The following is an 11592-nucleotide window of genomic DNA, read 5'->3' on the forward strand; positions in this document are numbered from 1 at the left end:
CCCGCGACGGTCTCAGGGGACACGCACCAGCACCGGCCCCGGGTTGCCGGCAGCCCCGGCTTTTCCGCCCCGACCGGGGCCGCTTCAAACGGTCCGGCTCAGCCGGTCAGCCCGTACCCGGCCAGGACCGGGCCGGCCAGCAGAGCCGCGCCGAAGCCCAACACGGCCAGGTTGACCAGGGCGAACACCGTGACCCAGAAGAACGCGGGGAAGGGGGTGATGCCGGCGAGCTGGTCGGCGTCGGAGCCGGGCATCCGGCCGCAGGCGCGTAGCCGTTGCAGCTCGACCACCGGGCGGACACCGCCGAGCAGCAGGAACCAGACCCCGGTGTACGCGAACGCCGCCTGCACCTGCGGTGCGGCATACCAGGAGACGGCGAGGACGAGCCCCCCGGTGACCAACAACGACAGCGCTCCGAAGACGTTGCGGATCAGGACCAACATGGCCAGCAGCAGCGCCACGGCGATCCACAGCAGCAGGGTGATCCGGTTTCCACCAAGGATCCCGGCGCCGGCGAGCCCAACCAGCGGTGGGGCCAGATAGCCGGCGAGCAGGGTGATCACCATGCCGGGACCGGTGGGCCGGCCGGCGGAGAGGGTCAGCCCGGAGGTGTCCGAGTGCAGCCGGATACCGTGCAGGCGACGGCCGGTGAGCAGAGCGGCCAGGGCGTGCCCGCCCTCGTGGGCGATGGTCACCGCGTTGCGGGCGATCCGCCAGGGTCGGCCGGCGCTGACCACGACCAGCGCCCCCACCCCGGTGAGCAGCACCAGCAGTGGAGGCGGGTCGGGTTGCGCGCCGAGCAGTGTGTCCCAGACACCGGTCAGACCGTCGATCGACACCATGGGCGGGGAGCCTACCGCCCTCGTACCGGCCGGCTCCCGGCCCGATCTGGCCGCCCTCGGCCGCCCGGGGCAGGATCAGCTACGTACCGGCACAAACCCGGCGGCGATGACCTCAAAGATCGACTCGTTCGCCGCCCAGTCGCTCTCCGGGCAGTCCCAGCGGATCGCGTACCCCTTGTCGGGGGCGGTCACGAAGCCCCGATTGCGGACGTGGATCCGACGTCCGTAGTCGTCATTGAAGATCCACTCCCAGTCGGCGGCCTCATCCCAGTAGTCCACTGAAACAATCCTGACGTGCTGGTAGCCGCGGTAGTTGCCGCGTCGGGCAGCCTCCTGCCGACGCCAGTCGGCCTCGGCATCGTCCAGTGGCGTCGTCGTCTGGTCGATCAGCAGGGCCCGCCCCTGATCGTCGGAGAACCGGACCCGATAGTCCTCCGGTCCCCGACCCCATGGCCGGCGATAGTTCAACTTGAACCCCGGCGGCACCGGCACCACGAATCCCGTGGCGTCCTCATGTAGCTTCCAGCCAGCCGGCAGCGCCGCGCCCGCCGTACCACTCGGGGTCGGGCTGGCGCTGGTCGGCGGGGGGCTCACCGACGCCGTAACGCTCGGAGCAGAGCTGGCCGGAGCCGTGGTGGGTCCGGCACCGGTCGCGACGGCACCCGGATCCACTTCGTCGTCCTCCGTGGTGAGCTGGGGATAGACCACCACGAGACCAAGCAGGAGCAGAACCACCACGGCACCGATCACCAGGTTGCGACGGGTGGCGTAACGCTTCGTACCGGCGGCGGGCCCACCGGGCGGGGGCACCGACGATGCCGGGGCAGCCGACAGCCCACCGAGCTTCGCCGTCGGGTCGGCGGCGACCCGGTCCACCGGAGGGTCGACCGGCGCGGTCGGGCCGGTACCAGTCACCTTCGCGGTGGGGGCGGCATCGGCCGGCGGCTCGACCGCCGGTTGCGCCGGCGGGGATGCCGGTGGGGCCGACGCCGGGGATTCGGGCAGCTCCGACGCCGGCCGCGGCGCCGGCACAAACGCTGGGGTCCGCCCCCCGCGACGGTTCGGCCCAGGCCGGCGTACGCCGGACAGCAGCGGGATGAGCTGCGAACGCTTGCCGCCGGCTCGGCGCAGTAGCCGCTCCGCCACGTCGGCGGTGATCCGATCGGTCGGATCCTTACGCAACAGGCCGTTGAGTACCGGTCGCAGCGAGCCGGCGTTCTTCGGTGGTGGCGGCGGCTCGGTGGCCAGCGCCGCGAGGGTGGCAATCGCCGTGGGACGCGCGTACGGCGACTTGCCCTCAACCGCCGCGTACAGGGTCGCGCCCAACGACCAGAGGTCCCCCTCCGGCCCAGCGGTGCCATCCCGCGCCCGCTCGGGAGCGATGTACGCGGGCGAGCCGAGCACCATGCCGGTGCGGGTGACATTGGGGTCGCCCGGAACGGTAGCGAGACCGAAGTCGGTCAACACCACCCGCCCGTCGTCGCCGAGCAGGACGTTGCCGGGCTTGACGTCACGGTGCATCACACCCGCCTTGTGCGCCGCCCTCAGCGCACCAAGCACCCCGAGGCCAATCTGCACTGCCTGGGCCAGCGACACCGGCCCCTGCTCGGCGAGCGTGTCCTGGAGGGACTTCGACGGCACGTACTCCATCACGATCCACGGGTCGCCGTCAGTGCGCAGCACGTCGAAGATGCGAACGACGTTGACATGATTGAGTCGAGCGATCGCCCGCGCCTCGCGCAGCGAACGCTCCCGCATCTCGCGGCGCTCCTCGTCAGTGAGGCTGGGCGGCGGGACCAGTTCTTTGATCGCCACGGTCCGGTGCAGCACCTCGTCTTGCGCCTTCCACACCCGACCCATGCCGCCTTGGCCAAGCGGCGACAAAAGCCGGTATCGGCCAGCGACAAGTTCCGGAAGTGCGTTCGACATCGCTGAAACGGTACCCGGCGGCGACGGCGGTCACTCGGGCGGCACGCCACCGCACAATGAAGATCCAAACTCCCCGCGTAGGCTGACGCCATGTCTGCCGAGGAGCCACTATTCCGCGTCGTTCGTGGCACGCCGACCGCTGAGGAACTGGCCGCCTTGGTGGGCGCGATCGTCGTTCGGTCCAAGCCGGCGGCGGCCCCCGCCCCACTTCCGGTTTCTGCTTGGGCACGGGGCGCCCGCCCCGCCAACAACGGCCACACCGCCGGCCCGAACGCCTGGCGCACCTCCGGCCTGCCCCGCTGACGCGGCCCACGCCACGGCCGCACCCCGAAGCCCGGTGGTGCTGGCTACCGATTCCCGCGGTGGATCGCGTTCTACTGCAACGCGAGCGAATTGCCGCATAATGAGCCACGCACCTGGTCGACTCATCCGAAATGCACCATTCCGGGGCTGCAACTCCCACATCGCACCCGCTACCCTCACTCGTGGAAACGGCGCGGTGACAGACAGGGAGGGATGATGATCGAGGAGGGTGAGGGTCGTCCAGCGGCCCAGTTTCCCAGCCTCAACGGCATTGCGACCGACATCCGCCAGCTACAGGATCTCGCCGACCAACTCCAGGCCACCACTGCGGGCGACGACACCGCACAGCTTCCGCCTGCTGAAGCAGCGACGACCGCCACCGTCCCGAACCCAGCTGGCATCCTCCTCGAACTCACCCACTTCCTACGTACACATTGGGAAGTGCAGCAGGCCACCTCCGACGAGGCCCGGGAACACCTTGAACGGCTCCAGACCTATCGTCGCGGCCTCGCCGAGATGTGGTCCCCGGAGACCAACGTGACGGCGCGCGCCTACCTCCAGCGATTGGACGCCCTGATCGACCGGGTACGGCAGACCCACGACGCCACCGCCGCAAGCCCCGCCGCGCTAGATGTCACCGCCAAGGCCATCGACAGCCCCCGCGATCCTGTTCTGGAATTGTCGGAGAAGCACCGGGCGAAGCTCCAACCAGAGCAGTCGCACGAGTCCGCCGGGGTAGACCCGACGTCGTCGGTTCCCGAGCCCCAGTCACCCCCGTCACCAACGGCGCCGGGAGCCTCCCCCAAGCCAAGGCCGACGCCGACGCCGTCCAAGTCCCAGAGCGCCGACGGCCCCCCACGCCGTCCCCTCGGTGGAATACTGGGCGGTGGTGGTGCGGGCACCGCACCGACCGGCGGAGCCGGCTCACGCCCGGGGGGCGGCAAGGGCTTCCCAACCGGGCCCACCATCCCGCCCGGCGCCAATTGACGTCGCTGACCGCCGGCCCGGGTCTCGTCGCGGTGATCCCACTGGCCGTGGCAGCAGCCTCCCAAGTGCCGGGCGATGAGCGGGTAGCGTCGGCGTCGTGTCTGGATCTCTACCGCTCCGCCTCGTACTCGCCTCCGCGAGCCCTGCCCGCCGCAAGACCCTCCAGGCAGCGGGGATCGAGCCGGAGGTGTTGGTCAGCGGCGTTGACGAGTCCGTCGTGGTCAACGATCGCGCGGATGAACTCTGCCTTGAGCTCGCCCGGTTGAAGGCGCAGGCGGTCCTGACCCGGCTGCACCCTGCCGAGGACCAACGCACCCTGGTGATCGGGTGCGACTCGGTGCTGGAATTCGACGGCCAGATCTTCGGCAAGCCCGCCGATTCGGCCGACGCCGTCCGCCGGTGGGAGCGGATGCGGGGGCGCAGTGGAGTCCTGCACAGCGGGCACTGCCTCGTTGACGTGGCGGCCGGCCGGCGGGCGGAGGCCGTCGCCTCCACGACCGTGCACTTCGCCGCGGTGAGTGACGACGAGATCGCCACGTACGTCAAGACGGGGGAACCCCTGGCAGTGGCGGGTGCGTTCACGATCGATGGGTTGGGTGGACCGTTCGTGGAGCGAATCGAGGGCGACCCCGGCACGGTGGTGGGCCTCTCCCTGCCGCTGCTACGCCGCCTCCTGGCCGAGCTGGAACTGCAGATCACCGACCTGTGGAGCAGGGGTACGCCGAGCGCCCCGTAGTCAGGCGCCCCGGCTGCCCCGAAGCCGAACCCTGGAGCCTGACCGGCGAGTCTCGCCGGCGTGAGTACGAAGGAGCAACGTTGACCACCAAATCCATCCCGTTGACGTCGGAGCTGCACGCGTACCTGGTCGCCCACGGTGGCCCACCGGATGAGGTCATGCTCGACCTGATCGAGGAGACCCGGACGCACCTGCCTGAGGACGCGCAGATGCAGGTGGCGCCAGAGCAGGCCGCATTCCTGACCTTTCTCACCCGGCTGCTGGGGACGCAGCGGGCGGTCGAGGTCGGCACCTTCACCGGCCTCTCCGCGCTGGCGATCGCCCGCGGGCTGACCGAGGACGGGCAGCTGACCTGCTTTGACGTTTCGGAGGAGTTCACCGGGATCGCTCGGCGCTTCTGGACCCGGGCCGGCGTAGCCGACCGGGTGCAGCTACGGATCGGCCCCGCCGCGGAGACGCTGCGGGAACTACCGGCCGACCGCCACCTCGACTTCGCTTTCATCGACGCGGACAAGGTCGGCTATTCGGCCTACTGGGCGGAGTTGGTGCCCCGGATGCGGCCCGGTGGGGTGATCGCCGTTGACAACGTCCTCCGCGACGGCCGAGTGCTCGCCCCGCAGGACGCCAGCGACCGGGCCATCGCCGCATTCAACGACGAGGTGCTGGCCGACCCTCGGGTCGACCCGGTGATGCTGCCAATCGCCGACGGGCTGACCCTAGCCCGGGTGCGCTGACCGTCCGTTTCGTCTCCCCGCTGGTCGTGGTGCCCGAGCCGGGGCACCACGACCAGCAGGGGCGTTGGGCTGATGGCTGCCCGCCCGCCGCGACGCGCTGCGGGGCAGTCGGCGAACGGGCAGTGCGGCATCCCACACTTAGCGCTCGTTAGGGGGCATCGGCGCGGCCGTTACACTCCCGGTCAACGAACTCCCCGGGAGGAGCCCCCAAGGTGCGCAAGGTACTCATCGCCAACCGCGGCGAGATCGCTGTCCGCGTCATCCGCGCGTGCCGCGACGCCGGCCTGGCCAGCGTCGCCGTCTACGCGGACTCGGACCGCGACGCCCTGCACGCCACCCTGGCCGACGAGGCGTACGCGCTGGACGGCGACACCGCCGCCGACAGCTACCTACGCATGGACAAGCTGATCGATGTCGCGGCGCGATCGGGTGCTGACGCGGTGCACCCGGGCTACGGCTTTCTCTCCGAGAACGCCGACTTCGCCCAGGCGGTGATCGACGCCGGGCTGACCTGGATCGGGCCGAGCCCACAGGCGATCCGCGACCTGGGCGACAAGGTGACCGCCCGACACATCGCGCAACGCGCGGGCGCACCGCTGGTACCCGGCACCCCGGACCCGGTCGGCAGCGCCGACGAGGTGTTGACCTTCGCCGCCGACCACGGCCTGCCGGTCGCCATCAAGGCGGCCTTCGGCGGCGGCGGTCGCGGCCTCAAGGTCGCCCGGACGATGGAGGAGATCCCCCACCTGTTCGAGTCGGCCACCCGGGAAGCGGTCGCCGCCTTCGGCCGGGGTGAGTGCTTCGTCGAGCGGTACCTGGACCAGCCCCGGCATGTCGAGGCTCAGGTCCTCGCCGACCAGCACGGCAACGTCATCGTGGTGGGCACCCGGGACTGCTCCCTCCAGCGCCGGCACCAGAAGCTGGTCGAGGAGGCGCCGGCGCCGTTCCTCACCGACGCGCAGCGACAGCAGATCCACGACTCGGCCAAGGCCATCTGTCGGGAAGCCGGCTACCACGGTGCCGGCACCGTCGAGTATCTGGTCGGCGCCGACGGCACCATCTCCTTCCTGGAGGTCAACACCCGACTTCAGGTGGAGCATCCGGTGACCGAGGAGACGGCCGGGGTCGACCTGGTCCGGGAGCAGTTCCGCATCGCGGACGGGGAGAAGCTGCGGTTCACCGAGGACCCGACGCCCCGCGGGCACTCCATCGAGTTCCGGATCAACGGTGAGGACCCGGGCCGAAGCTTCCTGCCCGCCCCGGGCACGATCACCGCGCTGCGCCTGCCGACCGGTCCGGGAGTACGGGTCGACACGGGGGTCACCGCCGGCGATGTGATCGGCGGCAACTTCGACTCGCTCCTGGCCAAGGTGATCGTGACCGGCGAGACGCGTACCGAGGCCCTGGAGCGGGCCCGTCGCGTGCTGGACGAGATGGTGGTCGAGGGCATGGCCACCGCGCTGCCGTTCCACCGGCTGGTGGTCCGGGACAAGGCCTTCACCGCCGAGCCGTTCACGGTGCACACCCGGTGGATCGAGACCGAGTTCGACAACACCGTGCCGGCCTTCACCGCCACCGCGGACCCCGCCGAGGGCCCGGCGGAGCGCGACACCGTGGTGGTGGAGGTGGGCGGCAAGCGGCTGGAGGTCAGCCTCCCGGCCGGCTTCGGCGCCGGTACGGCCGCCGCCGCGCCCACGGCGAAGAAGCCGGCCCGTCGGCGCGGCGGGGCGAAGGCCGGGGCCGCGGTCGGCGGCGACACTCTCGCCTCCCCCATGCAGGGCACGATCGTGAAGATCGCGGTCGCGGAGGGAGACATCGTGGCCGAGGGTGACCTGATCGTGGTCTTGGAGGCGATGAAGATGGAACAGCCGCTGCACGCGCACCAGGCGGGCACGGTCAGCAGCCTCGCCGCCGAGATCGGCGCGGTCATCACCGCTGGCGGCGCGATCTGCACCATCGCCTGAGGGCGCCAGCTGCCACGGTTCGGAAGGCGGACACCGACGACCCGGCCGCACTCGCCCCGGCGCTACGGGCGCCGAGGCGGGCCAGCCGGCGGGATGTTGTCCGACCCGGGAGGCGCGAGCCCGGACAGCCAGTCATGATGACCAGGTGCGGTTCCTTCACGGCGCGGTCCCCGCGCACGACCTGACCTACAACGACGTCTTCATGGCCCCGGCCCGCTCCGAGGTGGCGTCCCGGCTCGACGTGGACCTGTCGACCGGTGACGGCACCGGCACCACCATCCCGTTGGTGGTGTCGAACATGACCGCGGTGGCGGGCCGCCGGATGGCCGAGACCGTGGCCCGGAGGGGCGGCATCGCGGTCATCCCGCAGGACATCCCGATCGAGGTGGTCGCGGACGTCGTCGCCTGGGTCAAGCAGCGGCACCTGGTGTACGACACCCCGATCACCCTGGGACCGACCGACACGGTCGGCGACGCCATCCACCTGCTGCCGAAGCGGTCGCACGGCGCGGTGGTCGTGGTGGACGAGTCCGAGCGGCCGGTCGGGGTGGTCACCGAGGCGGACACGGAGGGCGTGGACCGGTTCGCGCAGCTACGGCACGTGATGTCGGTGGAGCTACACACGGTGTCGGCGGACGCCGACCCGCGGAGCGGCTTCGACCGGCTCTCGGCCGGCCGGCGTCGGCTGGCACCGGTGGTGGACGAGCAGGGACGGCTGGTCGGCGTGCTGACCCGGTCGGGTGCGCTGCGCGCCACGCTGTACCGACCGGCACTCGACGACCGGGGCCGGCTGCGCATCGCCGCGGCGGTGGGCATCAACGGCGACGTCACCGGCAAGGCGCGAGCCCTGCTGGAGGCCGGGGTGGACACCCTGGTCGTGGATACCGCGCACGGCCACCAGGAACGGATGCTCTCCGCCCTGCGGGCGGTACGCGCGCTCGATCCGGCCGTTCCGGTCGCGGCCGGCAACGTGGTCACCGCCGACGGCGTACGCGATCTCGTTGCGGCGGGTGCGGACATCGTGAAGGTCGGCGTGGGGCCGGGGGCGATGTGCACCACCCGAATGATGACCGGGGTGGGCCGGCCCCAGTTCTCGGCGGTCCTGGACTGTGCCGCGGCGGCGCGGGCGTTGGGCCGGCACGTGTGGGCGGACGGCGGGGTCCGGTACCCCCGCGATGTGGCGCTGGCGCTGGCCGCCGGGGCCGCGAACGTCATGATCGGCTCCTGGTTCGCCGGCACCTACGAGTCCCCGGGCGATCTCTACGCCGACGCCGACGGCCGCCGCTACAAGGAGAGCTTCGGCATGGCCTCGGCCCGGGCGGTCAGCGCTCGGACGGCGGAGGACTCCGCGTACGACCGCGCCCGGAAGGCGATCTTCGAGGAGGGCATCTCGTCGGCGCGGATGTACCTGGACCCGGACCGGCCGGGCGTGGAGGACCTCGTCGACGAGATCATCTCCGGGGTACGCAGCGCCTTCACCTATGCGGGGGCGCACAACCTCACCGAGTTCCACGAGCGGGCGCTGGTCGGGGTGCAGAGCGCGGCCGGCTACACCGAGGGGATGCCGCTGCCGACGAGTTGGTGACCCGCAACGTCGCGGTCCACGCTGGGGACGCAACTGGGTGACATCGGGGAGGGTTGCGGCGGGGCTGGGGTGTCGAACCCGGAGGCGGCGGCCGGGTGGTTGATCATTTGGATTGTGTGGATCAAAACGATCGATGGCCGGCCGCCGCGTTGTGAGCGTATGACCGGGTTGGATCAAGAGCAAAGTCGACCGGCTGTACGGGCAACTGTCCTGTCTGGCGGAGTGGGACGCGCCGACGGTGCGGCCCCGGGTGCTGTCGCTGTACACCGCGTTGGTGATGGTGTTGTTCGGATTGCGGCAGAATATGGCGTCTGATGTGCTGGCCGAAATTTTCGGCTGCGGATCGACCACCGTGGAGCGCTACCAGGATGAGCTGGAAATATTGATCGACATGGTGCTGACGCCGCTGTACGAACAGGTGCGGGAGCGGACGCGGCGGGACGCGGTGTTGGTGGACGGGCTGGTGGCGCCGGTCGGCGAGCGAGACGACAGCGATGGACTGTTCTCGAACAAAAAAAAGTACTGCGGACAGAACGTTCAGGTGGTGGCGACCCTGTCCGGGCGGCTGGCGGATGTGGGTGACCCATGTCCTGGCGGGATGCACGACAGCCGAGCGTTCGGTGAGTCCGGGATCGCCGAGCGGTGGGCGGCCCACTACCAACCGGGCGGAATGGGCATGGCTGGTGACAAAGGGTATCAGGGGACGGGGATCCGCATCCCGCACAAGAAGCCACCCGGCCGGGAGTTGACCGACGTCCGCAAGCGATGCAACACCGCCCTGAACCGGCTACGGGCGGCGGTTGAGCGGGCCATCGCACACCTGAAACACTGGAAAGTCCTCAGAACGGGCTTCCGGCGGTCCCTGGAGGAATTCCCCGCGGTACTACGCACCGTGACCAAACTGGAGACATTCCGGGTCTACGGCCCGTCCTGAAAACCGTTCAAATGGGTTTTGGGAAGTCTTCCTGCATCGGAGTGCATTTCTTCGCTTCCGGTCCAGACCTTAAACTCCCGTAACTAATCAGGTCAGTTGACTGCGGGTATCCATGGTCGGCCGGATGCCAGTTGGATGAGGGCGTCGAGTTGGTTGATGCCGTGTTCGCTGGCGGTGGCGAGGTAGGAACGCAGGTGGCTGAAGTGTTGCGCGCCGGTGAGGGTGCGCATGGTGCCGGAGATCTTCTGCCGGACTTTGACCATGCGGACTTCGCGTTCGGCGGCGTTGTTGTCGAACGGACATCGCTGAGGGTCGTGGGCGAAGCGCAGGTAGTCGTCGATGCGGTCGTGCATCCTTCGGGCCAGGGCGTGTAGCTTCTTGCCGATCGGGGTTCGTTGGCCGGCGTGGTCTTTGACCCCGATCAGGGCGGCGTGCCGGAACGAGGCGACACCGGCGGCGAGAACGTCGGCGGGGAGGTGGTCCTGCCCGGCGGCGATGGTGGTCTCGGCGGCGGTTTTGAGGGCCAGCAAGGCCCGGATGCCCTGCTCGGCCCAGGTCGCTGCCGGGTCGAGTTCACCTGCGGCGACGAGTTCACGCAGCAGATGCGCGCAGCACAACGCGTGAGTCACGTTCGGATAGCAGTCATACGGCGCCCACGCGTCGTGCACGGCGATCCCGGTGAACACCGGCAGGACCCCGCCGGCGTCCATGGCCTCCCGACCTCGTTTCGGGTGCACATGCAGCAGGCTGTACTTACCGGTCGACGCGGAGTGGACCCAGTGCAGCCGGCCCGCGACCCGGAACCCGGTCTCGTCGAAATGCACCACCTTCGCCCTGGCCAGAGCGGTCCGCAGAGCGGCGAGGAAGTCACCGTCGAGCCGGCGGGCCGTCCGGGCGGTCATCGCGGCGACGCTGCCCTGCGAGATCGGCACCCCGAACAGGTCCGCGACCGCCTGCGCGACGCGTTTCTGCGCCCCGAACTGCGCCACCAGCAGATACACCACCACCGCGGTCAGGCGAGGCCCGTACTGCACCGGCGCGTCCACACCCGGCGGGGCACTACCGCAGGTCACCGCCGCGCATCCGCACCGGCGAGCCACCAGACGATGCTCGACCACACGGGCCTTCACCTGGGGAATCTCGAACACCTGACGACGCGTCACCGCCACGACCGTGCCGTCGGCGAGCCCGTCACCACACCCGCCACACACGACCGGCTCATGCCGCACGATCTCATCCGGGACGTCGACCTGCCGCAACGTGCGTCCCTCATGCCCACCCTGGCCACCCGCACGGCGCCCCGAACGACCCCGCAACGACCTCGGCGCGGGCTTGTCCAACCCCTGCGCCGAAGGCGGCATGTTCGAGTTCCGCGGAGTCTGACCCAACCGACGCCGCAACTCGGCGTTCTCCGCTTCCAGGACCCCGATCCGCACATCACGCGCCGCTACAGCCTTCTCCAACGCGACGAGCCGCTCCAACAGCTCCACGATGGACGACGTCTCCGGCACCCGAACATCCTGCCCGACCACCCCAACAAGATCAAACCAGCACCCAACCAACAACCTGATTAGTTAC

10 protein-coding genes are annotated in these 11592 nt (G+C 70.2%); 7 read left to right on the top strand and 3 right to left on the bottom strand.

Going from position 1 to position 11592, the window contains the following annotated elements; translation table 11 throughout:
* Positions 1-98: 98 nt before the first annotated feature.
* Positions 99-842 carry a M50 family metallopeptidase gene (locus K228_RS0108345; protein ID WP_025618031.1) on the bottom strand — a complete coding sequence of 248 codons (744 nt, stop codon included), beginning with the start codon at positions 840-842 and terminating at the stop codon, positions 99-101.
* A gap of 75 nt (positions 843-917) precedes the next feature.
* Entirely contained in the window at positions 918-2771 is a 1854-nt protein-coding gene (locus K228_RS0108350; RefSeq protein WP_025618032.1) for a serine/threonine-protein kinase, read from the bottom strand.
* Positions 2772-2861: 90 nt separating this feature from the next.
* Between K228_RS0108350 and K228_RS0108355 the strand changes: the two genes are divergently transcribed.
* The 7 genes from K228_RS0108355 (at position 2862) to K228_RS29160 (ending at position 10014) form a co-directional block, all read left to right on the top strand.
* Complete coding sequence (locus tag K228_RS0108355) at positions 2862-3074, top strand: acyl-CoA carboxylase subunit epsilon (RefSeq protein ID WP_025618033.1); 213 nt, start codon at positions 2862-2864, stop codon at positions 3072-3074.
* A 216-nt stretch (positions 3075-3290) separates the two neighbouring features.
* Positions 3291-4061, top strand: coding sequence for a superantigen-like protein SSL4 (locus K228_RS26390; protein ID WP_155251562.1), 771 nt, complete (start codon positions 3291-3293; stop codon positions 4059-4061).
* A gap of 97 nt (positions 4062-4158) precedes the next feature.
* A complete protein-coding gene (locus K228_RS0108365) occupies positions 4159-4797 on the top strand; it encodes a Maf family protein (RefSeq protein ID WP_050580960.1) in 639 nt (212 codons plus the stop codon).
* Positions 4798-4877: 80 nt separating this feature from the next.
* Positions 4878-5531 carry an O-methyltransferase gene (locus tag K228_RS0108370; RefSeq protein WP_025618035.1) on the top strand — a complete coding sequence of 218 codons (654 nt, stop codon included), beginning with the start codon at positions 4878-4880 and terminating at the stop codon, positions 5529-5531.
* Between the two features lie 212 nt (positions 5532-5743).
* The gene (locus K228_RS0108375) at positions 5744-7495 is read left to right on the top strand and encodes an acetyl/propionyl/methylcrotonyl-CoA carboxylase subunit alpha (RefSeq protein ID WP_025618036.1); all 1752 of its coding nucleotides are present in this window, start codon (positions 5744-5746) and stop codon (positions 7493-7495) included.
* A gap of 145 nt (positions 7496-7640) precedes the next feature.
* On the top strand, positions 7641-9080 hold the full coding sequence (locus tag K228_RS0108380; RefSeq protein WP_025618037.1) for a GuaB1 family IMP dehydrogenase-related protein: 1440 nt from the start codon (positions 7641-7643) through the stop codon (positions 9078-9080).
* A gap of 250 nt (positions 9081-9330) precedes the next feature.
* Positions 9331-10014 (top strand): transposase family protein, encoded by a 684-nt coding sequence (locus tag K228_RS29160; protein WP_025618038.1) that lies wholly within the window; start codon positions 9331-9333, stop codon positions 10012-10014.
* Between the two features lie 92 nt (positions 10015-10106).
* On the opposite strand, the gene tnpC is transcribed toward K228_RS29160, so the two are convergent.
* Positions 10107-11525 (bottom strand): IS66 family transposase, encoded by a 1419-nt coding sequence (tnpC, locus tag K228_RS0108390; protein WP_245603433.1) that lies wholly within the window; start codon positions 11523-11525, stop codon positions 10107-10109.
* Between the last annotated feature and the right edge of the window lie 67 nt (positions 11526-11592).

The organism is Salinispora cortesiana, assembly GCF_000484695.1.
Lineage (GTDB): Bacteria > Actinomycetota > Actinomycetes > Mycobacteriales > Micromonosporaceae > Micromonospora > Micromonospora cortesiana.

Coding starts and splice junctions, on each gene's coding strand:
- K228_RS0108345 (WP_025618031.1), bottom strand. CDS start 842: ATGGTGTCGATCGACGGTCTGACCGGTGTCTGGGACACACTGCTCGGC.
- K228_RS0108350 (WP_025618032.1), bottom strand. CDS start 2,771: ATGTCGAACGCACTTCCGGAACTTGTCGCTGGCCGATACCGGCTTTTG.
- K228_RS0108355 (WP_025618033.1), top strand. CDS start 2,862: ATGTCTGCCGAGGAGCCACTATTCCGCGTCGTTCGTGGCACGCCGACC.
- K228_RS26390 (WP_155251562.1), top strand. CDS start 3,291: ATGATCGAGGAGGGTGAGGGTCGTCCAGCGGCCCAGTTTCCCAGCCTC.